Consider the following 24,081-nt stretch of genomic DNA (forward strand, 5'->3'; position numbering starts at 1 on the left):
ATCATTTGTGAGATAACTTCCAGCCACTGATCACAGAGCACAGTTCTTATGAATCGCACCACGATCTGTTCACCGTACATGGAATTCGCCAAGCTGCGCTCCTCCTCGCGCTACAACCTGGCGACCAGCGGGATCATGAGCTACCCGATGGCGGAACTGCCGGTCACGATCGACGAACTGGAGATCAACGGCCCCACCGCCTACGGTTACGAGCCGCTGCTGGACCGCCTGGCAGCGAAGAACAACGTTGGGCGCGAATGCGTGGTGTACATCAACGGCGGCACCTCGCTGGCCAACAACATCGCCATTGCCGGCATTACCGAGCCGGGAGATCACGTCCTCAGCGAGGCGCCGGGCTATGAATTGCTCGACACCACGGCGCGCTTTCTCGGCCTCGAAGTCTCGCACTTCGAGCGCCGTTCTCAGGACGGCTACCGCGTGGATCCGGGGGAAATCCAGCGCCACCTGACGCCGCGCACGCGGCTGATCATGCTCACCAACCTGCACAATCCCACAGGCGTGCTCTCCGACAATGGCACGCTGCGGCGGATCGGGGAAATCGCACGCCGCGCCGGCGCCCGCGTGCTGGTGGATGAGGTGTACCTAGACATGGCATTCGAGAGGACACCGGCATCATCATTTCACCTCGATCCTGAGACGTTCGTGGTTACCAGCAGCCTGACCAAGGCCTACGGCCTGAGCGGCCTTCGTTGCGGCTGGATCCTGGCTGAGCCCAAACTTGCCGAGCGCCTGTGGCGCATCAACGACCTGTATGCGGCCAGCCCGGTGCACGCGGCGGAGCTGCTGAGCGTTATCGCGCTGGATAACCTGGGGAAAATCGCCTCCCGGGCAAAGTCGCTGCTCGACGGCAATCGCGCCGCACTCAATCGCTTTTTCGACTCTTGCGGCGCCCTGGACGTGGTGCGGCCGGAATTTGGCACGGTGTCTTTTCCGCGATTGCGCCGAGGCAGCGTGGAAGCAATGTTCGATCGGTTGCGCGACAAATACGAGACGACGGTTGTTCCGGGCAGCTTCTTCGCCGCCGCGCAGCACTTCCGGATCGGCCTCGGCGGCGACCCGGAAATGACACGCGAGGGGTTGGAGCGGCTTGGGAAAGCGCTGCAGGAATTCAACTGACCTCGCACGCAAAGCCTGAGCGGCTTGAGTGAGGTACCCGCGCGCCCCATCATCACAGGCAACTGGTCCGACCAATTTATCGCCTGTGTCCTTCCTCACACGAAAATGTGACCCACGTCATACACGCTTGCGATACGTAACGCGCACAATCAGAAACGGTTGAGGATGTGCCATCGCACACCGTGTCTTGACCGCGAATTTCAGGGGTCTCGGCCGATCGCCTTCCCGGCGCGGGAGAGCGCACGCAGAGGTGGATCACGTTTTCAGGTGACTCCGGCCACAGCCCCCGGTGAGAGAGGTTTCGGATGGCCAAAGGCAGTGTTTCGATTCACGTCGAGCGGTGCAAGGCGTGCGGCTTCTGCGTCGAGTTTTGTCCCTTCAAAGCCCTGGCGCTCTCCTCGGCGTTCAACTCCAAGGGCTATCATCCGCCGCAACTGGTGGCGCCGGAGAAGTGCAGCGGCTGCGACCTATGCGGGATGTACTGTCCCGACTTCGCCATCTTCGGATACCGCTTGAACGCGGCCGACGCGGCGAAACAACCGGACCAGGAGGCCAATGATGCACGCTGATCCCGCCGGCGTCCTTACCGGCACGCATTTTCTCGATGGAGACCACGCCTGCTGCGAAGGCTGTCTGGCGGCGGGCGCGCGTTTCGCGTCCGGTTACCCGATCACGCCGTCGACCGAGGTGGTGGAGCGCTTCGCCTCGCGCATTCCCACCGTCGGCGGCACCTTCATCCAGATGGAAGACGAACTGGCGGCCTCGATCTGCCTGCAAGGCGCGGTCTGGGGCGGGGCCAAGGCGTTCACCGTGACCAGCGGTCCCGGATTTTCGCTGATGATGGAGCACATCGGCTACGCGGCGATGACGGAGACGCCGTGCGTGTTCGTCAACGTGCAGCGCGGCGGCCCCTCGACCGGGCTGCCCACCCTGCCCGCGCAAGCCGACATGATGCAGGCGCGTTGGGGCTCGCACGGCGATTACGGCATCATCGCGATCTGTCCCAATTCGCCGCAGGAGTGTTTCGACCTGACGCTGAAGGCGTTCAACCTCTCCGAGCAATACCGCGTGCCGGTGATGGTGATGATGGACGAAGTAGTCGGGCACATGACGGAGAAAGTCGTAATACCTCCCGCCGGCAAGATCGAGGTCACCCCGCGCAAGCACACAAAAAAATCGCCAGCGGATTACAAGCCGTACCAGTGCAACGGCGACGGCTCGCTGGTGCCGGAGATGGCGCACGCCGGCGAAGGCTACAAGTTTCACGTCACCGGCCTGACCCATGACGAGCGCGGCTATCCCAACATGACGCCTGCGGTCCAGGACAAGCTGGTCAAGCGGCTGCGCGACAAGATCGACAACGCGCCCGACCTGGTCCTTTACGAAGGCGAGCACCTCGACGACGCCGACGTGGTGGTGGTCAGCTACGGGATCACGTCGCGCGTGGCGCAGCGCGCCATTGACGAGGCCCGCGCGCAAGGGCTGAAGGTAGGCAAACTGCGGCTCATCATCGCCTGGCCTTTCCCCACGAAACTGATTCGCGAACTGGCGCCCAAGGTGAAAGCCTTCGTGGTGCCGGAACTGAACCTCGGACAGATGGTGCTGGAAGTGGAGCGGGCGGCCCGGGGCGCGGCGAAAACCATTCACGTGCCGCACGCGGGGGGCAGCGTGCATCGGCCCGAAGACATCGTCAAGGCCATCGTGGAGGCGAACCAATGAGCAGCGTCGCGACCAACCCCGTTCTGCCGTTCCTGCGCACCGACCGCATGCCGACCATCTGGTGCCCGGGTTGCGGCATCGGCACCACCGTGAATTGCTTTTCGCGCGCGTTGCTCGATTCCAAGGTGGACCTGAAAAACCTGGCCATCGTTTCCGGCATTGGCTGCACCGGCCGCGTCGCCGGCTACGTGAACCTGGACTCATTCCACACCACGCATGGACGCGCCATCCCGTTCGCCACCGGCCTGAAGCTGGCGAATCCCAAGCTCAACGTGGTGGTCTACTCCGGCGACGGCGATCTGTCCGCCATCGGCGGCAATCACCTGATTCACGCCGCGCGCCGCAATGTGGACATCAAGGTCATCTGCGTCAATAACCTGATTTATGCCATGACCGGCGGCCAGACCGCTCCGACCACGCCCGGCCACGTGATTACTTCGACGCATCCTTACGGAACCTTTGACCCGACCTTCAATTTGCCGCACCTGGTGGAGGCCGCGGGCGCCGTCTACGTGGCGCGCTGGACTACTTTTCACGTCCGCCAGATTGCCCGCTCGATGGCGGAAGTCTTCAAGAAGCCCGGCTTCTGTTTCATCGAAATCCTCTCGCCCTGCCCGACGCTCTACCAGCGCCGCAACAAGATGGGCGATGGCCTGGACACCATGAAGTTCTACAAGGAACACAGCAAGATCAAGAACGGCGCGTCGACGAGCGAGATCGGGCTGACCAAGGCCGGCGAGATCATCGTCGGCAAGTTCGTGGACCGCGATCGCCCCGACTACATCAATGCTGCACGCGAGCAGTTTGTCGAGTCCCTGGGCGAGCGCTACGTGGACGAGTGCGCTGCCGTTGAATGCGCAGCCGAATGCTGCGGGGAGGACTACTGATGCAGCTTACCGAAATTCGCATCGCCGGATTCGGCGGACAGGGAGTCATCCTTTCCGCGATCGTGATCGGCAAAGCGGCCTCCATTTTCGAAGGCGACTTCGCCACCATGACGCAGAGCTTCGGGCCGGAAGCACGGGGCGGCGCCTGCAGCGCGCAGGTCATCGTCTCCGATTCGCCGGTGCTGTATCCCTACGTCACCCGGCCTGACATGCTGGTCGTCATGTCGCAGGAGGCGTACAGCAAATTCGCGCCGGAGCTGAAGCACGACGGCACCCTGGTGATCGAGCAGGACCTGGTTCGCGTGAGCCATCTGCCGGTGGGCACCAAGGTCTTCAGCTGCCCGGCCACGCGGCTGGCCGAGGAACTCGGAAAAAAGATGGTGCTGAACATCGTGATGGTCGGCTTCTTCGCCGCGGTGACGAATCTGCTGAAGCCGGAGTCGCTGCGCCAGGCAGTGGCGGATTCCGTGCCGCCCGCATTCAAGGAACTCAACCTGAAAGCGTTCGACAAAGGTTTTGAATACGGCAAGAACCTTCCCAACGGCGGCCAGGAGAATGCGGACGAATCCCAGGAAGACGTGAAGTCACTCGAAGTGCACTGAGGTTAGCCACCTGTTCCCTCAGCGGCTAAAGCCGGTCTTCTGGTTGAGCTCTATTCGGCACGGCTGAAGCCGTGCCCTTACCCGTGTGGTTCAGCCGTGCCCTTTCCCGTGCCGCGCCTGCGCCAGCATGAAAGAAACAGGTTGCGCCTGCGCGAGCTTGCAAGTATCCGGCGGCGTGTTTCGCACAAAAGGGCACGGCTGAAGCCGTGCCCTTTCAAGAATCACACTTCGTGCCAGCCACAATCCGGGCTGCAAAGAGACTAACCGCCAGTCTTCATGCCCAACGCCGCGGCCGCCGCCCGTTCGACGCCGGTGGGCTGGGGAGTTGCCGCCGCCGCTTTCTTGCGTCCGCCTGCGGCAGCCCATTCTTCCAGCATCGGCGTGGTGACAGACTTCGGACGCTCGATGGGAGCTCCGAGAGCGCGGTCCCAGGTAATGTTCGCCATGCATCCCAGGGCGCGCCCGACGCCGAACAGGACGGTGTAGAAATCCCACTCGTGCAGCCCGTAGTACCACTGGATGACGCCCGACTGAGCATCGACGTTGGGCCAGGGGTTCTTGGCCTTGCCGTGCTGCGTCAGCACCCCGGGCGCGACTTCGAAGATCATGGAAACGAGTTTGAAGAGCGGATCGACCTTGAGACCCGGAGTCGCAAGGCAGAACTCGCGCTGCGACATGTAGCGCGGATCGGTCTTGCGCAAAACCGCGTGGCCGTATCCGGGAATCACCTGTCCGGCCTTCAGCGTGTCCCACAGCGCCTGCGTGACCAGTTCCTTAGTCGGCTCCGCGCCCTGGCAATATTTCTTTTCGAACTTCAGCAGCCAGTCCAGGACTTCCTGGTTGGCGAGGCCATGCAAAGGACCGGCCAGGCCGTTGAGACCGGCCGAATAGGCGTAGAAGGGATCGGAAAGGGCGGAGTGCACCAGGTGGGTGGTGTGCGCGGAAACGTTGCCGGATTCGTGATCGGAATGGAGGATGAAGTACATGCGGGCAACGTCCTTGTACTCTTCGCATTGCCCGATCATGTGCGCGAAATTGGCTCCCGCATCCAGTTCGCGATTGATCGCTACCTGGAAATCGCTGCGATATTTCAGGTTGTAAATGAAGGCGGCGATGATGGGAATGCGGGCCACGATATCGTAGGCATCTTCGTAAACGTATTCCCAGGCAACCGACTTGTTGAAATTGCCGGAGCCGTAAAAATGCGCGAACTTGGAGTCCTTCTGCATGGCCAGGATGCCGGTGGAGAGCATGACCATGGGATGACTGTCGCGGGGCAGGGCGCGAATGACGTCCCACACGTAGGAAGGAACGATCTGCCGCACCTTCCATTCGCCGAGGACTTCGCGGTGCTGGGCCTGGTTGGGCGATTCACCGGTCAGAAGGAAGTACCAGAAAGCTTCGACCGTCGGATAATTTGAATTTCTCGCCTTGGGCAGGAACGCTAAGGTCTCCGGAATGGTCTTGCCGCGAAAGCGGATTCCTTCCTGCGGATCGAGATACGAGATATCGGTCACCAGGCTGCGGATGTCACGCGCGCCTCCCATCGTCTGCTCGATAGTGACCTCGTCGATCACGACATGGCCGAATTCCTTGGTGAGTTTTTGCGTGCGAGGACGGAATTCCTCGATTTTTTGTCTCAGTACTTCTTTGAGCGGCATGCCGTTCGACTCCTTTCGGTGACATACGCCCGGTTTGCGGCGCCAGGCATGGCCGGAGGCACGCAATTTTTGCAATGCACCTCAGCCGCGGCTATTGTCGTTTTTGGCGAACAACAAAGCGGTGAGCCCAGTCACAGAACGGGGTGACCAATGCACGCGCTCGGGAAACGCACCCGGCCAGGGGTTTGGGGCAGTAGTTAGGAGTTGGCGATGTCGGCGGATTGAAATCGGCCGCTACACAAACGGGTTTTGGGACCGGGCTAGAAGCTTGCGGTTCGATTACCGGTCGCCCGCTGCCGCTCGGCGGGAGTCATCTCCCGCCACAACATGGTCAGGTTCTGTTCAAAGTAGTGATTGGCAGGCTCCTTGGCGTAAGCGCGACGAAAATACGCGTACGCAGTGGCGCGATCCATGGGCACGCATTCTCCGGTGGCATAAAGCGCCCCCAGATGGCTGAAGGCCTGCGGGTTCTGTTTGGCCGCCGCGGCATTGAAATAACTCACCGCCTGGTTGCAACTCCGCGCCACGCCGTGCCCATAGAGATACTTCTCGCCGGTATTGACCAGTTCGCCGCCAGGGTTCTCTTGTGGTCCACGGACTTTTCCGGCAGCCGGCGATTTCACGTCGTCAACAGCTTTTTCGTCGGAGCTTTCTGCCGACGCTTCCTCTTTTGATGGCTGCGGCTTCGCGCCCGCTTTCGCTGGTACGTCTGACGTCCTGCCCGGCTGTGCGCCCGGAGTCTTCGAGGCTGCTGAGCTATCCGCCTTGCCCGATGCCGCGTCGGCCGCGTTCGAGTTTGCATTGTCAGGCGGCTTGGCTGCCGCAGCGGCGGACCCTTTGTCTGTTTGGGGAAGACCCTCCTTGGGGGTCTTGTTCTCAGCCTTGTTTTCCGTGGTGATGGTTGGCTGTGAGGGCGCATCGCTGCTGGCGAGCGTCGTGGCAGGGGCGGAACTTCCCGCCGTCGTCGAACTGCCCGTGGTTGTTCCCGCGGTTGCGCTTTGATCGCCGTTGGCGGGTGCCGTCTGCACCTGGGGCTTGGAATGCGTGATTGCCATGGTCAGCACGTAATCGCGGATGGGCTGCCACTTGGCGTAGACCACCCCGCCCACCACCAGCAACAACAGCAGCGCAACCCAGCGTCCCGCGTGCGACCGCTCTTCTTCTCCCTGGAACAAGTACGAGTATCCGCCGCTCTCGACGTTGTCCCCGCTGCTCAATCCCAGGAACGACGGACCGCCCACGGTGGTTTCGCCTTCGTCCACCCACCACTTGTCGCTACGCCGCGTGGGTTCGGCCGCAGCCGGCGGCGTCACTGGCTCCGGTTCCCGGTTCGGCGAAACGCGCTCCGGGGGTCTGGCGGCGGTCTCGCGTTCGTCTTCCCACCACGGAGCGATGGTGCGCTCGGGGTCCACCGCGACCGGCTCGGAAGGCTCGGACTCGCGGATCGTTTGCAAGGGTTTTGGCTCGGTAGGCGCACCTGGACCAGCCGTCGTCGGCACCTCGATAGGAACTTTTTCGACTACCGGTTCCGGCGCGCTCCGGCTTACCAGCGTTTCTCCGCACATGCCGCAAAACCGGTTCTGCTTCGGATTTTGATGACCACAATTCCGACAAAGCACAACCACTCCTTGTACCTCCTACAACACCAGGCCTGCTCCGGTGTTGCTCCTGCCTGGCCTAGAGCTTTACCCGGGGACTTGCGACAGGCTGAACCTGTGTATTGATTGTCCGCGCTCGAGGGCGAGCGCGCTGCAACTTCGTTGCTCCTGCAGACGTGAGATTCTCCACCCCTGCCGTGGGGTTGGATATAGGGCTCGAGAAAGGGCTAAATAACGCTCCTGCGTAGCTTTACACTCTTCTGCTGCGCGTGTTAGGCTCGTTGACGTACACAGATTGGAAAATCACAGGAGTGCACCCAGTTCCGTGTTAGCGAGAGAGCATAAGCAGTCCATCATTGACCAATACCGCACGCACACCAGCGATACCGGCAGTCCAGAGGTGCAAATCGCCCTCTTGAGTGAGCGCATTGGTCAGTTGACGGAGCACTTCAAGACGCACAAAAAGGACCACGCGTCCCGGCGCGGCCTTCTGATGTTGGTCAGCAAGCGGCGTCGCTTGCTGGACTACCTCAAGAAATACGACACCGAGCGCTACAAAGACGTAATCTCCAAACTTGGCATCCGCAAGTAGCGATTGCCTGAATAACCAGTGACTCGGCAGCCTTGCGTCTCCCCGTGTTCGTCTGCGCCCGACCCCGGCGGTATCACCGGGCCAGCGCCATCGCACCCGTGTTTCGCCAGCCGCGGAACGCTCCGGTGCCCCCATCGTGGAAGGGATTTCAATGAAGCCAGAACCGCAGTCCGTTACCGTTGAACTAACCGGCGGAAAATCAATCTCCTTTGAAACCGGAAAGCTTGCCAAACAGGCGCATGGTTCCTGCGTTGTCCGTTTCGGCGACAACGTGGTGCTGGGCACCGCCACCGCCAACCAGGAGCCCCGTGAGGGCATCGATTTCTTTCCCCTGACCGTCGATTACCGTGAATACACCTACGCCGGCGGGCGCATCCCCGGCGGGTTCATCAAGCGGGAAGGGCGCCCCAGCGAGCGCGAAATTCTCACCAGCCGCCAGATTGACCGCCCCATGCGGCCGCTGTTTCCGGAGGGCTTCCGCAGCGAAACCCAGGTGATCGCCTTCTGTCTCTCCGCCGACAACCAGAACGATCCCGACGTGGCCGCCATCAATGCGGCCTCCTGCGCCTTGACGCTTTCCGACATCCCGTTCGGCGGGCCGGTAGGCGCGGTGCGCGTCGGCCTCAAGGACGGACAGTTCATCACCAATCCCACCTACGAAGAAATGCGCGAAGGCCTGCTTCGGCTGATGGTGGTGGGCACCGCCGACGGCATCGTGATGATTGAAGCCGGGGCCAGCGAGGTGCAGGAAGACACGGTGGTGGATGCCATCGAGTTCGCGCACGCCGAGATCAAGAAGATCTGCGCCGCCATCAACGACCTCGCCAAGCGGGCCGGCAAGCCGAAGCGCCAGTTCGAGCCGCCGCAGGTGGACGAAAAAGCCATCGCCGCGCTGCGCAAGAAAATCGGCGACAAGCTCAGCGACGCTCTCGATACCCAGAAACATCCCAAGCACGAGAGTTCCATGCTGGTGAAGGCGCTCAAGACCGAACTCAAGGAAGCGATTCCCGAGGACGATGAAGATGCGCGCAAGCAGCTCAGCACGAACTTCGAAATCCTGCGCGAGCGCATCTTCCGCGAGCAGGTGATCGGACAGCACCGCCGTCCCGACGGGCGCGCCTTTGACCAGGTGCGGCCAATCTGGATTGAAGTCGGCGTGCTGCCGCGCACCCACGGCTCGGCCACCTTCACCCGCGGCGAAACCCAGGCGCTGGTCACCACCACCCTGGGCACCTCGGACGACATGCAGCGTTTGGAACTGTTCGAAGGCGAAGCCAAGAAGCGCTTCATGTTGCACTATAACTTTCCGCCGTTTTCGGTTGGGGAAGTGGCATTTCTGCGTGGCGCCGGGCGTCGCGAGATTGGGCACGGCGCGCTCGCCGAGCGAGCCATCTCCGCCGTGCTGCCGAACGAAGCGGACTGGCCCTACGCCATGCGCGTGGTTTCCGACATCCTGGAGTCGAACGGGTCGTCGTCAATGGCGACCGTGTGCGGCGCCTCCTTGTCGTTGATGGACGCCGGTGTTCCGCTCAAGTCCCCGGTAGCCGGGGTGGCGATGGGCCTGGTCAAGGAAGGCGAGCAGTATGCCATCCTCACCGACATCGCCGGCGCCGAAGACCATTACGGCGACATGGATTTCAAGGTTGCCGGAACCGAGCAGGGCATTACCGCGCTGCAGATGGACATCAAGGTGATGGGCATCACGCCGCAGATCATGCGGGAAGCCATGCAGCAGGCCAACCGCGGGCGCATACATATCCTGGAGGCGATGAAGGCGGAAATTTCCGAGCCGCGCACCGCCGTTTCCGAATACGCGCCTCGTTTCTACACCCTGCAGATTCCTACCGACAAGATTCGGGACCTGATCGGGCCGGGCGGCAAGGTGATTCGCGGCATCATCGAGGCTACGGGGGTCAAGATCGACGTCGAGGACAGCGGCCGCGTCAACGTCGCCTCCAATGACCAGGATTCGGCCAAGAAAGCGTTGCAGATGATCGGTGACATCACTGCCACCGCCGAGATCGGGAAGACCTACCTGGGCACGGTGGTGCGGCTGGCCGATTTCGGCGCGTTCGTCGAAATCTTCCCCGGCACCGACGGCCTGCTGCACATCAGCGAGGTCGCCGAGCACCGCATCAAGGACGTTCGCGATGAACTCAAGGAAGGCGACCAGGTCCTGGTGAAGGTCCTGTCGGTGGAAGGAAACCGTATCCGACTTTCGCGCAAGGCCATCCTGAAAGAGCAGCGCGCGAAGATGGGTGGAGGCCCGGCGGACGCCAGCCTGGAAGGCGCGCCAGCGACCGGACCGGTGACCTTTGAGGGCGGCGGTGATTTTGCCGAAGAACCTGAAGCCGAAGGCGAGCCCAACTTCAACCGCGCCGAAGCGCATTCCGCCGGGCCGCGTCCCGAGGGTGGCGGCGGTGGCGGCGGCCGGCGTCCCCACGGGGGCGGCGGAGGTGGTGGCGGTCGTGGCGGGCGCGGTGGACGCGGCGGTCGCGGACACAATGGCGGCGGTCGCGGCGGATTTGGCGGCGGCCGTGGCGGCGATCGCGGCAGAGGTCGCTAACAAGCCTGAAGACTGAAAAGCGCGCCCGATTTCGAGCGTGCTTTCTCTTGCTCTGGCGACGGGTCAAATGGGAAACGGCCACAGCCGTTGAGCTGTGGCCGTGCCCGCTCTGGCAATCTTATTCCTCCTTTCCTGTTCTGATTTCTGTTGTTCGGTTCGTGTCCGGTTAAGGTCCTGGTCCGACAGGTGGACCGTGGTCACGGGTGAGAGACCCGTGTCATGCCCTCATCGCAATCGCAGAAATCTATCTGGCAGCGACTGGCTCCTCGAGTTTCTTGTCGAACTCCTGCAAGGTCCTCAATAGCTCGCCAATCCGAAACGGCTTAGAGACATAACCATCCATTCCTGCCGCCAGGCATCGTTCCTTGTCGCCGGTCAGGGCATAGGCGGTCATGGCGACAATCGGCACATGCGCACCGGTAGTTTTCTCAATTTCCCGGATTGCCGCGGTGGCCTCGAACCCATCCATCTCCGGCATCTGCACGTCCATCAGGATCAAGTCATAGCTTGCGGATTTCCACTTCTCCAGGGCTTGTCTCCCGTCATCCGCCACATCCACCCGGTATCCGTTTTTCTCCAACAATCGAAGCGCCAGCGTGCGATTGATCGGGTTGTCCTCCGCCAGCAGAATTCGCATTTCCGGGACTTGCCAGCGCGCGGAGTTTTTTGCCGGCGGAGACACACTCGGCGCGGCCGCAGGCTTGCTTCCGATCCCTAACCGCGCCGTGAAGTGAAACGTGCTGCCCGTTCCCGGCTCGCTCTCCAGCCACAACCGCCCGCCAAACATCTCGACCAGGCGGCGGGAGACACTGAGTCCCAATCCCGAGCCTCCGTAGCGCCGGGTGGTCGAGCCATCCGCCTGCACGAACGATTCGAAAATTGTTTCCCTGTTTTCTGCGCTGATCCCGATTCCCGTATCGCTCACATCGAAGCGCAGCACGACCTCGTTCCCGGTCATCGACTCCACCTGCGCGCTCAGGTGGACTCGACCGCGCTCGGTGAATTTCATCGCGTTTCCCACCAGGTTGACCACTACCTGGCGCAACCGGTTGGGGTCACCCCTCACCATCTGCGGCAAATCCAGCGCTGCTTCCCAGTTGAGTTCCAGTCCTTTCTCCCGCGCCTGTGGAACGAAGGTACTGAGCGTTTCTTGGAGGAGGTTGCGCAGATCGAAGTCCACGGTTTCGAATTGCAGTTTGCCCGCCTCGATCCGGGAGAAATCGAGGATGTCGTTGATCACAGTGAGCAGGGAGTTCGCCGAAGTCCTTGCCAGGCCCAGGTACTCGCGCTGATGGGGAGTCAACCCGGTGTCCAATGCCAGCTCGATCATGCCGAGGATTCCATTCAGCGGTGTTCTCAGTTCGTGGCTCATGTGGGCCAAGAACTGGCTTTTGGCGTGATTGGCGGACTCGGCCAGCTCCTGCGCCCGCTTGCGCTTGACGATTTCCGCCTGCAGCTTTTCCGTCCGCTCTAAAACGATCGCCTCTTCCTGCAGGAAAAGGTGATACATGGCCACAATCAATCCGGTCAGCGCCGCTACGTACGACAGCAGCTTCAGGCCGTGTGCCGCGATGTACATGGTGTCGTACAGCTTGTGCGATGTCGTCATGTAAAACGACTGCCCGCCGCACAGGAGAATACAAACGACCAGCCAGTATTCGAACGGGTCCCGGCGCCAACGCCCTTTGCCCCAGTACCCGACCAGGGCGACAACGTAGAGCATGGCCGGCAGCAACTCCTGCGGGCGTTGGACCCAGCCAATCTGGTCATAACCGAGCGGTAGCGGAACCAGCGCGAAGAACAGGAAGCAGGTCCCGGCCGAGGCGCCCACCATCGCATAGACGAGCGATTCCGCGACGCGGCCTTTTTCCCCGAGCTTTTCTTCCCGTTTCCACAACGCCCAACTCAACAGCAGCAGTACCGACAGCAACAGCCGCGACGCAAAACCACTCCACGGGATGAGCGAAGGCGGCGGCGATGGAAAATACTGGATGAAGTACGGCGACGAGACCACCGCGTGATAGCCGTCCAGCAGCCCGGTTCCCACGAAACCGGCGCCGATAAAAAGGAAGGTATTGTCTTTCCTGCTGTAGAAGCGGACCAGCGCCAGCACTCCGACGAGCAGCGCCAGCAGAGTCGCCGGAAGCTCCATCAGCGTGTGCAGGTGGCTGCTGCCGCGCCAGGTTTGCCACTGCAGGATTGCCATGCCCATCGCCAGCAGCGTGATGGTGACGCCGTAGACCGCCCATGGTTTTGCCGGCGGGTCGTTGGGCAGATGGTCGCTCATGTCAACAACCTTGGCGCGCCGATTCAAGGCATGCCGCCGTTGTTACATTAAGCGCATTCTGTCTGCGTTCTTTCGCAATGAGGGGGCGGCACGCGCCTTACTTTCCGTTTTCTGCAACAGGTTTGTTTCGGGACACGTCGGGAGGTGAGCGGCGAAGCGGCCGCTATTAAAAAAACGTGGTTCAGCCCTGGGCTACAGGAACCGTCGCGCGCTTGGGGAACATCTCGCCGATGCGGCGAATCTCGCCGCCTACGGCTTTCAGTTTTTCTTCAATGCGCTCGTAGCCGCGATCGATGTGGTAAACGCGGTCGATGATGGTCTCGCCGTCGGCGACCAGCGCGGCGAGCACGAGCGTGGCCGAGGCCCTCAGGTCGGAGGCGAGCACGGCGGCGGCGCTGAGCGGAGTCCGGCCGCGCACAATCGCTCTGCGCCCTTCGATCTTGATGTTGGCGCCCATGCGCACCAACTCCTGGGCGTGCATGAAACGGTTCTCGAAAATGTTTTCGGTGATGATGGAGGTGCCATCGGCTTGCGTCGCCAGCGCCATGTACTGCGCCTGCATGTCAGTTGCGAAGCCGGGATATTCCTCGGTGTTGATGTCGGCGGGGCGGAAGCCACCATCGCCCATGACCCGGACCGAGTCGCCGTTGGGGCGCAGCTTGACGCCCACTTCCTCCAGCTTTTGCGTGAGCGCGGTGAGATGAGAGGGGTCGCAGTTGGTGACGTTGATGTCGCCGCCGGTAAGCGCGCCGGCAATGAGAAACGTTCCGGCCTCGATACGGTCGGGGATGATGCGGTGACGCGCACCGCCCAGCCTGTCAACGCCGCGGATGCGCATGGTCGAGGTGCCCGCGCCCTCGATGTGCGCTCCCATCTTGATGAGCAGCGCGGCAAGATCGGCAACTTCGGGTTCGCGCGCGCAATTCTCCATCAGCGTTTCACCTTCGGCGAGGGTCGCGGCCATTAACAAATCTTCCGTGCCGGTGACGGTGATCTTGTCGAATACGACGTGCCCGCCGCGAAGACGATCGGCGCGCGCCACGACATAGCCGTGCTCGGTAGTGATCGCTGCGCCCAGCCGCTCCAGGCCTTTGATGTGCTGATCGATGGGACGCGCTCCGATGGCGCAGCCCCCGGGCAGGGAAACACGCGCCATGCCGCAGCGGGCGACCAGCGGTCCCAGCACGAGCGTGGAAGCGCGCATGGTCTTCACCAGTTCGTAGGTCGCCTCCGGATGGAGCAGGTTGGCGCAGGAAATGGTGGTGCGATGCTGGGCGCGACCGTAGCCGAGTTCGACCTCGGCGCCCATGCTGGCGAGCAGGCGGCGGGTGGTTTCAATGTCGCGCACCTGCGGAATATTTTCCAGCACCAAAGGCTCGTCGGTGAGCAGGGCAGCGGCCATCGCGGGCAGGGCGGCGTTCTTGGCGCCGCTGATGCGTACAGTGCCGAGCAGGGGATTGCCGCCGCGAATAACGAATTTATCCATGAAAGTCGTCGGTTCTCGATTATCAGTTTGCCAGATTAGCGGCGAATACGTAATAAGCCGAGAGCCCTAGCACGAAAGATAGGAGTTAGTAGCCAGGAGCTGGGAGTCAGGAGAACCTGCTCGTATACCCTACACCCTATTTCTTGAGCAGCGTTGCCGATTCAATCGCGCGCCGGACGTTGCCGCCAGCCAATTGCAAGTGCCGCTGGGCTTCCGCCTTGCTTACGCCGGTCTTCAGCATAATCAGCGCAATCGGAACGCTGTTGCCGGATCCCTGCAGCGCGGCGGCGGCACGCCCGGCATCGGTCTGGGCGGCGCTCTCCAGGATAGCGACGGCGCGCGCCACCAGCTTCTCGTTTTTCGGGTGCACGTTCACCATCAGGTTACCGTACACGTAGCCGGCACGCGCCATGGCGCCCGTGGTGATGGTGTTGCAGATCAGCTTCTGCGCGGTGCCCGCTTTCATGCGCGTGGAGCCGGTCAGCACCTCCGGACCGACTTCGACTACGATCTCGATGTCGGCGGCGTGGCCCAGGGGAGTGTCGGGGTTGCAGGTAATGGCGATGGTCCGAGCGCCGCGGCCGCGGCCGTATTCCACCGCTGCCAGGGTAAAAGGAGTGCGCCCGCTGGCGGCGATGCCGGCAACGACGTCGCGCGGACCGGGATTGCGGCTGGCCATTTCGCGACGGCCGGATTCAGCCGAGTCTTCGGCAGGCTCGAATGGACTCCACAGTGCTTCCACACCCCCCGCCATGATGAATTGTACGGTCTCCGGATTGGTGTCGAAGGTGGGTGGGCACTCGGCGGCGTCGAGTGCGGCGATGCGTCCGCTGGTGCCGGCGCCGACGTAGATCAGGCGCCCGCCAATGGCAATGGTCTTGGCGACGGCATCGATGGCTTGCGCGATCTCCGGCAGCGCGCGTTCCACTGCTCCGGCAACCTTGGCATCCTCGGCGTTGATGATGCGCGCGATCTCCAGTGCCGTCTTGGTATCCAGGTCAGCGGAGGCGGGATTTTGCGCCTCGGTCCGCAGATCGTGCAGGTCTTCGGGCTCATCCATCATTGAGGAGTGTAGCAGCGAGGGGAAAGTTGAGAGAGTTGCGACTTGTGAGTCCCACTCAAGCCACTCGGTCGCGTTCGCTCCTTCGCGCTCGCTCGGGATGACAAATATTTGATGAGTGTTTTCGCAGGCCTAAAGGCCTGCGCCACCCATCGGGCACGGCTGCGCCCATTCAAATCCGCTGATGTGGGGCACGGCTAGACCGGCTCTGCGAACCCGCAGGGCTCGCCAGGCTTAAGGCTCAAAAAACACCGCGCTAACCAGGGGTCAATCCTAAAGCTTCACAGATAGCATCGTGGACGGCCGGCCGGAACTGCTTGATCGCCTGCGAAGTGCGGTTGGGCCAGGTGCGATTGCTCAGCAAGATGATGGCGAGATCGCGTTCCAGGTCTATCCACAGGGACGTGCCGGTAAACCCCAAGTGTCCGATCGAATGACGCGAGAAGCATCGTCCGGATTGCGAGGGCAGCGAGGGCAAATCGAATCCCAAGGCGCGTCCCTGTCCGCTGAGGACTGGTTGCGGCTGGGCGAAGACGGCCACGGTTTCAGGGCGAAGCAGGTGGCTGCTCAACAGCGCATGGGCGAAGCGGACAAGATCGGGCGCATTCGAAAACAGGCCTGCATGCCCGGCCACGCCGTGCATCACGTGAGCATTCTCGTCATGCACTTTGCCCTGAACGATGCGGTGACGGAATTTACGATCATCCTCGGTGGGAGGAATGGATGGGCGCATCTGGCGCGGCGGACGGAAACAGGTATTGACCATGCCGGCGGGGCCGAAGATTTCGCGCAGGCAGAAGCTGTCGAGGGCATCGTCGCCGAGGCGGGCGAGTGCTTCGCCGAGAATGATGAACCCGATGTCGCTGTAGTCGGCGCGTTCGCCGGGAGCGGCTTGCAATGGCGTGCGGCAAGCGGCAAAAAGGAGTTCGTCACGAGTGCCGGCGCTCTCGAACAGCGGAACGTAGGCCGGCAGGCCGGAGGTGTGGGCCAACAGCGAACGAATCGTTACCTCGGCGCGGCGAGGATCGTTCAGCTCCCTGGCGGCAAACTCGGGCACCGCCGATTGCACCGCCAGGTCCAGGTCGAGCACGCCGCGCTGGTAAAGAATCATTGCCATGGTGGTAGTGGCGACGATCTTGGTCAGCGAGGCCAGGTCGAAGACGGTGGCTGCATCGACTTCCGGCGAATCTGCTTCATAGGTAAAGCGGCCCAGGCCGGCGGATGCAATCAACTGGCCTTGGTATAAGACGGCCAGCGAGCACCCTGGAAAAGCGCGGGCAGCAATCGCCTCGCGCAGCAGCTCGAAAGCGCGGCTGAAGCGCTGGTATTGGACAGCGAAATTGGGGGTCAATACCATTCCGGGCAATTGCGGAATCGCCGAACTGTGGAGGCGGGGAATCGAGTTACTCAGCATGGTTTCTGCAATTCTGCCGCTCCTCAATTCGGCACTGAATGGCTGACGCTTTGCATTCCTGGCTGCACGGACCACTGTACTGTCAAGGCGAACTCCTGTAAATTTCGCGATGAGATTCCCCCCTTCCACAGGAGGACCTTGCGGACCTCGTGTTGTTATGTTCTGGCCGTGGTATTGGCGTGCGCGTTTTCGGTTCCGGCCGCGGCGCAGACGAGCAAGCGCAAGCCGCCCGCCAGAACCGCCACCAAGCCCCGTCTTTCCGCCACGGCGGACGAGCGTTTCAGCGCCGTAGACGTCATCTTCGAGCAAGCCGTCAAGCAGCACCAGATTCCCGGCGCGGTGGTGCTGGTCGGGCATAACGGCAAAGTAGTCTTTCGCAAGGCCTACGGATCCCGCAGCCTGGAGCCCCGGCGCGAGACCATGACGCTGGACACCATCTTCGACATGGCGTCGCTCACCAAGTGCCTGGTCACCACGACGGCGGTGATGCGCCTGGTGCAGTACGGGCAAGTGCGGCTGAACGATCCCGTGGCCCGTTATCTCCCGGAGTTCGGCACCAACGGCAAACAGGACATCACGGTGCGGCAATTGCTTACGCACTATTCTGGGCTGCCCGATGACCTGGATCTGAAGCAGCCGTGGCGAGGCCGTGACACCGCCTTTCGCATGGCGATGGACACTGCACCGGTGTACGCGCCGGGCTCGCGGTTTTTCTACAGCGACGTGAATTTCGAAGTCCTTGGCTTCCTGGTGGAGCGGGTATCGGCGTTGCCGCTCGAGAAATATGCGTCAGTGCACATCTTTCAGCCGCTGCAAATGGAGGAGACGACGTACCTGCCGCCGGCCGCGTGGCTGCCGCGCATCGCGCCGACGGAGTACGACGAAAGCGGCCGGATGTTGCGCGGTGTGGTGCACGATCCCACGGCGCGCCGGATGGGCGGGGTGGCAGGACACGCAGGAATATTTTCCACTGCCGCGGATGTGGCGAAATTCGCGCAGGCCATGCTGGATGGCGGCGGCCCGGTGCTCTCGCCCCTGATGGTGGAAAAGATGACCACGCCACAGCAGCCGCCGAATGCGACCTCGGTGCGCGGCTTCGGGTGGGACATTGACAGTCCGTTTTCCAGCAATCGCGGCGACCTGCTGCCGGTGGGATCGTTCGGCCACACCGGGTTCACCGGGACATCGCTGTGGATGGATGCGGTCACGCGAACCTACATCATCATCCTGACCAACGCGGTGCATCCGCGCGGCCACAGCAAGGACGTGATGTCGCTGCGCAATCGCACCGCGACCGCGGTTACGGCGGCCTTGAAGCTGTCGGAGAGCGAAGAAGAGAAGATGCGGCTGGCGCGCATCACCGGCTACAACGACAGCTACGCGGCCTCGCGACGGATCAACGTGCGCAACGGGCAGGTGAAGACCGGAATTGATGTGCTGGAGGCGCACAACTTCGATGTGCTGCGAGCACCCGGCAAGGTGCGGCGGATTGGATTGCTGAGCAACCAGACCGGCATCGACGGCCTGGGCCGGCGCACGATTGACGTCCTCGCGCAGGCGGAGGGAATCAAGCTGGCCGCCATCTTCAGCCCCGAACACGGCGTTACTGGGGACCTGGAGACCGAAGCCATCGGCAACACAGTCGACACCGCCACGCGGGTTCCGGTCTACAGCGTTTACGGCACCACTGACGCCAAGCGCCGTCCACCGCTGGAGGTTCTCAAAGACCTGGATGCCGTGGTGTACGACGTCCAGGATGCCGGCGCCCGCTTCTACACCTACGAGACCACGCTGGGGTATCTGCTGGAAGCGGCGGGGAAAACCGGGATCGAGGTCGTGGTGCTGGATCGTCCCAATCCGATTACAGGCGCCTACGTGCAGGGCCCGGTTTCGCAGCCGGGGCAGGAGAGCTTCGTCAACTACACAGAGGAGCCGCCGCGGCACGGCATGACCATCGGCGAGCTGGCGAAGATGTTCAATGCCGAGCGTCGCATCAATGCGCGGCTTACGGTCGTTCCCATGGAAGGCTGGATTCGCGGCGACTGGTTCGATTCCACCGGGCTGACCTGGGTGAGTCCCTCGCCCAACCTGCGCAACCTGACGCAAAATACGCTTTACACCGGCGTGGCGGAGATCGAGGGCACGAATGTTTCCGTCGGCCGCGGGACAGACGCGCCATTCGAGCTGGTGGGCGCGCCGTGGATCAAGCCCAAGGAATTTGCCGATTACCTGAACGCGCGATTGATTCCGGGGGTGCGCTTCGTGCCGACCACGTTCACCCCAGCGGCGGGACAGAAATATGGCGGCCAGAGTTGCGGCGGGGTCAACGTCGTCGTGCTCGACAGGAATACGCTGGACGCGCCGGAGCTGGGAATCGAGCTGGCGTCGGCGCTGCACAAGCTGTATCCCAACGAATGGGACATGCGGCAGATGATTCTCCTGATTAACGATCCGCGCGTGATGAGCGCGATTGCCGCCGGCACCGACCCGCGCAATATCGCTGACAACTGGCGCGAAGAACTGGAGCAGTTCGAGGCGGTTCGGAGGAAGTATCTGTTGTACTGACTAGGTGGAATGAGGATTCCGGCCAGAAACAAATTTTTGCGCTCCGTGTTCAAAGTTCGTAAGCAGCGGTTCGGAGGCATTTTTATGCGATGGGGAATCTTGTTATTACTGCTCGGCGCGATGGCATCGGCACAGCAGGCGGCGGATGCGCGCGAGGCGAGCGGCGGAGTTTCACGTCCCGGCATTACCGTTCCCGCCGGAACGCAAATTCCGCTGAAGCTGGCGCAGGGGATTTCCACCAAGAGCGCCAAGGTCGGTGACGCGGTGTATGCGGAAACCGTGTTTCCGATCACGGCCAACGATCGCATCGTGATTCCCGCCGGGACTTACGTGCAGGGCCGCATCAGCGAGATCAAGCGTCCGGGGCGGGTCAAGGGTCGCGCCGAATTCCTGATGCACTTCAACACCATGATCTTCCACAACGGCTATACCGTCATGCTGCCGGGCGCAGTCGAAAACCTGCCCGGCTCGGAATCGCAGACCGTCAGAGATAAGGAAGGCACGGTTCAGCAGAACGGCACCAAGGGCAAGGACGCAGGCACGGTTGCCAAGACCGCCGGCGAAGGCGCGGTAGTGGGAGCGGTTGTGGACCGCGGCGTTCGAGGCGCGGGAATCGGCGGCGGCGCCGGCGCCGCGGTCGGCCTGGCAAGCGTGCTCCTGACGCGCGGCCCTGATGTCAGCCTGCCGGTGGGAACCAGCGTGCAGATCGTGCTGGAGCGCCCATTGACGCTGGATGCAAACCGAGTCCGCTAACCGTGGTTGTGTCGTAGGCTGCAGGCTTCAGTTCTTCCTGAAGCCTGTAACCAGCAGCGCGGCGCCGGGGGCGAAGCCTGCCGGAAGTCCGCAACCCAGCGCGGCGCTGTTAGACTCAAGCCATGGCAGTTCGCACCATCTTCACCATGGCGGAGGATTGCGGCCGGGGCGAGCGGCTGGGATGGCAGGAATTTGTCCGCGATTATGCGCCCATCGCGCGGACATTGCTGCAGCACTTCTTTCCCATGCTGGCGCCGGAAATCGATGCCCACGTGGCGCAGGTTTTTCAGCGCGCGCGCGCCGGCGACAACGCCTGGTTCCGGCAGATCAAGTTTCAGAACGAGCGCGAATTCCTGATGGCCTTCCGCGAGCTGGTATTCGCCTACGGACGCGAGGTGGCGCGGGTGCCCACACCGGAGCTGTCGCTGGAGCAGGTGCGCTCGATCATGAAAGATCTGCCGGTGATGGAGCGCGAAGTGCTCTGGATGTTCATCAAGGGCTACGACGCGCCGCGCATTGGCCCCATGATGTTCAATACCGAAGCCACCGCGCAAGCGGTGAAGGACATAGCCGACAAGCGCCTGGCCGAGGTCCTGCCGGCCGCCACCGCCGACGCCTTCAACACTTCCGCGCGCGTGTTGATGTTGGAGGCGGAAAAAGGGCACACCGAAAAGTGCCTTCCTTTGCGGACCTTCAACAACATGATCAATGGACAGCTCTCGTGGCGTGAGCGGGAACTGGCGGAAGAACACATCCGCGACTGCTTCTATTGCCTGGACCGGTACACTTCGTTCGTGGAGATGATCCGGTTACGCAAGGACGCGCAACCACTCGCGGAACCGGCACTCAATTCCATCCTGGCGACGTTGAGCCTGCCGGCAGAGAAGGGAAAAGGGCTGCTGGCGAAACTGTTCGCGAAATAAGAGCCTGTCACAAAACCTCCGTGCGCCGCAGCAGGCTCGCCAAATGCCGCACCGAAGTTGCTGCATTGGCGAATAGAAAGCGCAAGCTTACGTGAAGACGATTTATCGCTCGTTGGAGAAGTAGATTTCTTGACACTGTGCAAACAATTGCAGCTCTCCATAGTTCGGGGAGCTTCTTGCTGAGGTAAATGCATGAATAAACGGGGGTTTTGCCCACGGCTAAAACGGCCGTAATATTGCTCGATTACCCGTGGGTACCCTGCGCCCAACGCGTGGGCTTAATCCCCCGAGGCCCTGCATGAGAGTAAAGTTTGCTCTGTCCACCCTCATCGTTTTGGCCGTTTGTATCTCCACGGCGAGTGCGAATACCATCACGTTCACAACACCTCCAGGGGCCACAACCTCCGGCGGTGCGGTAAACGCCCAGGCGGTTTTCACAACCGGTGCTGGAACTCTGTCGATAACTTTGACAAATCTCCAGGCCAATCCGACGAATGTGGCTCAGTTGCTGAGCGATTTGAGCTTCACGCTGAGCAGTTCGTTTGCCGGTGCAGCCCTGTCCTCAAGTTCTGGACAGGAAATCACCGTTCAAGGCGGTGGCACTTTCACTTTGGGCTCTACGGTGTCGACCGGTTGGAGTTTATCTAGCCTCGGCGGTAATACGCTTCTGCTTAATGTACTCGGGACGCCAACCGGCCCGGCGCACCTGATCATTGGCCCTCCCGGCGCTGGCAATGTCTATAGCAACGCCAATGGGTCCATTGCGGGCAACGGCCCACACAATCCATTCCTCAATCAATCCGCCACGTTCAACATCTCCATCGCTGGAGTAACCGCGAGCACGACGGTCACCGGCGCAACGTTCTCATTCGGAACGACTGCTGGAGCAGATAATGTGCCCGGAACACCGCCCGTTCCTGAGCCAGCCAGCATGCTGCTGATGGGAACCGGATTGCTCGGTCTTGGCGGACTAGTTCGCCGTCGTTTGCGATAAGTATTTTTCTGTAAGCAGCGCGCAAGCCCCCGGTTTTTGAACAAAATCGGAGGCATTTTTTCCGAACGGCGCGGCGCGAAATCAGCCGAGTTGTCAAGAGTGGTCCGCCGCGGTACTGCAAGAGGAGTTGCGAGCCGAAAGTACAGTCTGCGTAAATGTATCCGGCCTCTTAGTGGAGGATTTTCTCCGGGCCATGATGATGATCCGCGCGTGCTGGTCCTCATAAGTCGAACGGTCTTGCGCGACCTTACCGTAAGCAGGTTCTCCAACACGCCGTTTGACTGTTCTTTCGTCCTGACTTCTCCTCAGCAGACTTTCGGAATCGAAACCTAGGCGGCTGCGATTGCCTGGTTGCAGTACTCGTTTCCCGTAGCCAGCACCGCCCAGGCAATGCGCGCCAGTTTGTTAGCGACCGCCACCACGACTTTGTTGCGCGGCGCCCGCAGTTCCAGCTCATGCGCCCATTGCCCTAATCGGCCGGTGTCGTACTTCACTCGCAGCAGCATGTCGCGCGCGCCGTGGATGAACATGCGGCGCAAGTAAATGCTGCCTCGTTTGCTGATGCCGAGCAGCCGCGCTTTGCCTCCCGTCGAATGTTGTCGCGGGATCAGGCCCAGCCAGGCGGCAAACTCGCGTCCCTTGCGGAAGGCGGCGCCGTTGCCGATCGCGGCTACGGTTGCGGTGGCGACCAGCGGCCCCACTCCGGGTATCCGGCGCAGGCGCTGACAGGCTGCATCCTGGTTGGCGATGGCGTCGACCTCATCGCTAATCGATTCGATCTCAGCGTTCAGTGACTTCCACTCTTGCCAGAGATGATCGAGCAGGTTGCGCATGCGCGGCGTAATCTTCTGCTCGGCATCTTCCAGGATGGCAGGCATCTGCCGGCGCAGGTTTGCCGGCCCCTGCGGGAAAATAATGCCACGCTCCAACAGGAAACCTCGGATCTGGTTGATCAGCGCCGTGCGACGATGCACCAGCCGGTCGCGGACGCGGTGCAGCGCCTGCAGATCGAGCTGGTCGTCGGTCTTGATGGGCACAAAGCGCATGTTCTGCCGCGCCACCGCTTCCGCGATCGCTTCGGCATCCAGGAAGTCGTTCTTGTTCGACTTGAGAAACGGTTTTACGAACTGCGCCGGAATCAGCCGCACATCGTGGCCTTGGTCACGCAGCGCCGCACCGATGAAATGCGCGCCCGAGCAGGCTTCGATCCCAATCAGCGAACTTGGCAGGTTCACCGTGTAGGCCAGCAGTTGCTGGCGGGAGAACTTTTTCCTGGCCACAATCTTGCCGTGCTCGTCGAGTGCAACCAGATGGAAGGTGGTCTTGCCGAGGTCGATTCCAACCGACGCAATCTGCATGTGATGATCCTCCGCTCCTGAGCTGCTGCATCATGACATCGAGGCATGACCAGCGGCGGACCATCTCATTAGTCGATTTATCATCAATCGCCGCATTACGGCAGAATCATGGCCTCGACAGCGTAACGCAGCTACAATGCAGCGAATGACCGCTGGTAGGGAAATACGCACCACCCGCTTGGTGCTCCGTCCGCTCGACCGCGCACATCTCGACCAGATGTTGCCGCTTATTTCGGCGCGCGAAATCGCCGCGACGACGCTGCGTATCCCGCACCCGTATACCCGTCAGGACGCGGAACAGTATTTCGAAGTCATGGAAGCTGAGATCGAGAAGGGCAAAATGCTACGGCTGTCAATCTTTGTTGCGTCTTCTGACGAGTACTGCGGTAGCGTCGGCCTGCACATCGAGCGGGAACATGAGCGGGCCGAGATGGGGTACTGGATCGGGGTTCCGTACTGGGGCCGTGGATACGCGAGCG

General features: G+C 61.7%; 19 protein-coding genes. 12 read left to right on the top strand and 7 right to left on the bottom strand.

Translation table 11 applies throughout. The features are described from left to right. Positions 1-48 precede the first annotated feature (48 nt). The 5 genes from VFI82_05660 (at position 49) to VFI82_05680 (ending at position 4,345) form a co-directional block, all read left to right on the top strand. Positions 49-1,137 carry an aminotransferase class I/II-fold pyridoxal phosphate-dependent enzyme gene (locus VFI82_05660; protein HET7184149.1) on the top strand — a complete coding sequence of 363 codons (1,089 nt, stop codon included), beginning with the start codon at positions 49-51 and terminating at the stop codon, positions 1,135-1,137. Positions 1,138-1,442: 305 nt separating this feature from the next. Continuing rightward, on the top strand, positions 1,443-1,706 hold the full coding sequence (locus tag VFI82_05665; GenBank protein HET7184150.1) for a 4Fe-4S binding protein: 264 nt from the start codon (positions 1,443-1,445) through the stop codon (positions 1,704-1,706). After that, the gene (locus VFI82_05670) at positions 1,696-2,856 is read left to right on the top strand and encodes a 2-oxoacid:acceptor oxidoreductase subunit alpha (GenBank protein HET7184151.1); all 1,161 of its coding nucleotides are present in this window, start codon (positions 1,696-1,698) and stop codon (positions 2,854-2,856) included. Before VFI82_05665 ends, VFI82_05670 begins: the two co-directional genes overlap by 11 nt. Further along, on the top strand, positions 2,853-3,743 hold the full coding sequence (locus tag VFI82_05675; protein ID HET7184152.1) for a 2-oxoacid:ferredoxin oxidoreductase subunit beta: 891 nt from the start codon (positions 2,853-2,855) through the stop codon (positions 3,741-3,743). The genes VFI82_05670 and VFI82_05675 overlap by 4 nt, the downstream gene beginning before the upstream one ends. Next, the gene (locus VFI82_05680) at positions 3,743-4,345 is read left to right on the top strand and encodes a 2-oxoacid:acceptor oxidoreductase family protein (protein HET7184153.1); all 603 of its coding nucleotides are present in this window, start codon (positions 3,743-3,745) and stop codon (positions 4,343-4,345) included. Before VFI82_05675 ends, VFI82_05680 begins: the two co-directional genes overlap by 1 nt. Positions 4,346-4,605: 260 nt before the next feature. Here VFI82_05680 and VFI82_05685 read toward each other — a convergent pair whose 3' ends face one another. Continuing rightward, positions 4,606-6,006, bottom strand: a complete 1,401-nt coding sequence (locus VFI82_05685) for a citrate (Si)-synthase (protein ID HET7184154.1) — start codon at positions 6,004-6,006, stop codon at positions 4,606-4,608. Positions 6,007-6,266: 260 nt separating this feature from the next. Further along, positions 6,267-7,460 (bottom strand): hypothetical protein, encoded by a 1,194-nt coding sequence (locus VFI82_05690; GenBank protein HET7184155.1) that lies wholly within the window; start codon positions 7,458-7,460, stop codon positions 6,267-6,269. A gap of 469 nt (positions 7,461-7,929) precedes the next feature. On the opposite strand from VFI82_05690, the gene rpsO reads away from it, so the two are divergent. Then, positions 7,930-8,196, top strand: coding sequence for a 30S ribosomal protein S15 (gene rpsO / locus VFI82_05695; protein ID HET7184156.1), 267 nt, complete (start codon positions 7,930-7,932; stop codon positions 8,194-8,196). A gap of 151 nt (positions 8,197-8,347) precedes the next feature. Then, complete coding sequence (gene pnp / locus VFI82_05700; GenBank protein HET7184157.1) at positions 8,348-10,762, top strand: polyribonucleotide nucleotidyltransferase; 2,415 nt, start codon at positions 8,348-8,350, stop codon at positions 10,760-10,762. Positions 10,763-11,006: 244 nt separating this feature from the next. Here pnp and VFI82_05705 read toward each other — a convergent pair whose 3' ends face one another. The 4 genes from VFI82_05705 to VFI82_05720 form a co-directional block, all read right to left on the bottom strand. After that, a complete protein-coding gene (locus VFI82_05705; protein ID HET7184158.1) occupies positions 11,007-13,049 on the bottom strand; it encodes a response regulator in 2,043 nt (680 codons plus the stop codon). A gap of 181 nt (positions 13,050-13,230) precedes the next feature. Beyond that, complete coding sequence (gene murA, locus VFI82_05710; protein ID HET7184159.1) at positions 13,231-14,535, bottom strand: UDP-N-acetylglucosamine 1-carboxyvinyltransferase; 1,305 nt, start codon at positions 14,533-14,535, stop codon at positions 13,231-13,233. Between the two features lie 136 nt (positions 14,536-14,671). Continuing rightward, positions 14,672-15,598, bottom strand: a complete 927-nt coding sequence (gene murQ, locus VFI82_05715; GenBank protein ID HET7184160.1) for an N-acetylmuramic acid 6-phosphate etherase — start codon at positions 15,596-15,598, stop codon at positions 14,672-14,674. Between the two features lie 253 nt (positions 15,599-15,851). Further along, positions 15,852-17,009 carry a serine hydrolase domain-containing protein gene (locus VFI82_05720; GenBank protein ID HET7184161.1) on the bottom strand — a complete coding sequence of 386 codons (1,158 nt, stop codon included), beginning with the start codon at positions 17,007-17,009 and terminating at the stop codon, positions 15,852-15,854. A gap of 138 nt (positions 17,010-17,147) precedes the next feature. Between VFI82_05720 and VFI82_05725 the strand changes: the two genes are divergently transcribed. The 4 genes from VFI82_05725 to VFI82_05740 all read left to right on the top strand — a co-directional run bounded on the left by VFI82_05725 (position 17,148) and on the right by VFI82_05740 (position 22,244). After that, on the top strand, positions 17,148-19,574 hold the full coding sequence (locus tag VFI82_05725; protein HET7184162.1) for a serine hydrolase: 2,427 nt from the start codon (positions 17,148-17,150) through the stop codon (positions 19,572-19,574). An 84-nt stretch (positions 19,575-19,658) separates the two neighbouring features. Then, entirely contained in the window at positions 19,659-20,327 is a 669-nt protein-coding gene (locus VFI82_05730; GenBank protein HET7184163.1) for a hypothetical protein, read from the top strand. 122 nt (positions 20,328-20,449) lie between these two features. After that, positions 20,450-21,250: a hypothetical protein gene (locus tag VFI82_05735; protein ID HET7184164.1), complete on the top strand. Its 801-nt coding sequence runs from the start codon at positions 20,450-20,452 to the stop codon at positions 21,248-21,250. A 298-nt stretch (positions 21,251-21,548) separates the two neighbouring features. Then, a complete protein-coding gene (locus tag VFI82_05740; GenBank protein ID HET7184165.1) occupies positions 21,549-22,244 on the top strand; it encodes a PEP-CTERM sorting domain-containing protein in 696 nt (231 codons plus the stop codon). A 329-nt stretch (positions 22,245-22,573) separates the two neighbouring features. Here VFI82_05740 and VFI82_05745 read toward each other — a convergent pair whose 3' ends face one another. Further along, a complete protein-coding gene (locus tag VFI82_05745) occupies positions 22,574-23,602 on the bottom strand; it encodes an IS110 family transposase (GenBank protein HET7184166.1) in 1,029 nt (342 codons plus the stop codon). 136 nt (positions 23,603-23,738) lie between these two features. Here VFI82_05745 and VFI82_05750 point away from each other — a divergent pair. Beyond that, positions 23,739-24,081 (top strand): GNAT family N-acetyltransferase (locus VFI82_05750; GenBank protein HET7184167.1); only part of this gene is annotated, 343 nt, incomplete at its 3' end.

Source organism: Terriglobales bacterium (assembly GCA_035691485.1).
Classification (GTDB): domain Bacteria; phylum Acidobacteriota; class Terriglobia; order Terriglobales; family Acidobacteriaceae; genus JAIQGF01.

Bases quoted from the DNA above. Each gene is read 5' to 3' on its own strand.
- VFI82_05660 (HET7184149.1), top strand. From the start codon at position 49: ATGAATCGCACCACGATCTGTTCACCGTACATGGAATTCGCCAAGCTG.
- VFI82_05665 (HET7184150.1), top strand. From the start codon at position 1,443: ATGGCCAAAGGCAGTGTTTCGATTCACGTCGAGCGGTGCAAGGCGTGC.
- VFI82_05670 (HET7184151.1), top strand. From the start codon at position 1,696: ATGCACGCTGATCCCGCCGGCGTCCTTACCGGCACGCATTTTCTCGAT.
- VFI82_05675 (HET7184152.1), top strand. From the start codon at position 2,853: ATGAGCAGCGTCGCGACCAACCCCGTTCTGCCGTTCCTGCGCACCGAC.
- VFI82_05680 (HET7184153.1), top strand. From the start codon at position 3,743: ATGCAGCTTACCGAAATTCGCATCGCCGGATTCGGCGGACAGGGAGTC.
- VFI82_05685 (HET7184154.1), bottom strand. From the start codon at position 6,006: ATGCCGCTCAAAGAAGTACTGAGACAAAAAATCGAGGAATTCCGTCCT.
- pnp (HET7184157.1), top strand. From the start codon at position 8,348: ATGAAGCCAGAACCGCAGTCCGTTACCGTTGAACTAACCGGCGGAAAA.
- VFI82_05705 (HET7184158.1), bottom strand. From the start codon at position 13,049: ATGAGCGACCATCTGCCCAACGACCCGCCGGCAAAACCATGGGCGGTC.
- murA (HET7184159.1), bottom strand. From the start codon at position 14,535: ATGGATAAATTCGTTATTCGCGGCGGCAATCCCCTGCTCGGCACTGTA.
- murQ (HET7184160.1), bottom strand. From the start codon at position 15,598: ATGATGGATGAGCCCGAAGACCTGCACGATCTGCGGACCGAGGCGCAA.
- VFI82_05720 (HET7184161.1), bottom strand. From the start codon at position 17,009: ATGCTGAGTAACTCGATTCCCCGCCTCCACAGTTCGGCGATTCCGCAA.
- VFI82_05730 (HET7184163.1), top strand. From the start codon at position 19,659: ATGCGATGGGGAATCTTGTTATTACTGCTCGGCGCGATGGCATCGGCA.
- VFI82_05735 (HET7184164.1), top strand. From the start codon at position 20,450: ATGGCAGTTCGCACCATCTTCACCATGGCGGAGGATTGCGGCCGGGGC.
- VFI82_05740 (HET7184165.1), top strand. From the start codon at position 21,549: ATGAGAGTAAAGTTTGCTCTGTCCACCCTCATCGTTTTGGCCGTTTGT.
- VFI82_05745 (HET7184166.1), bottom strand. From the start codon at position 23,602: ATGCAGATTGCGTCGGTTGGAATCGACCTCGGCAAGACCACCTTCCAT.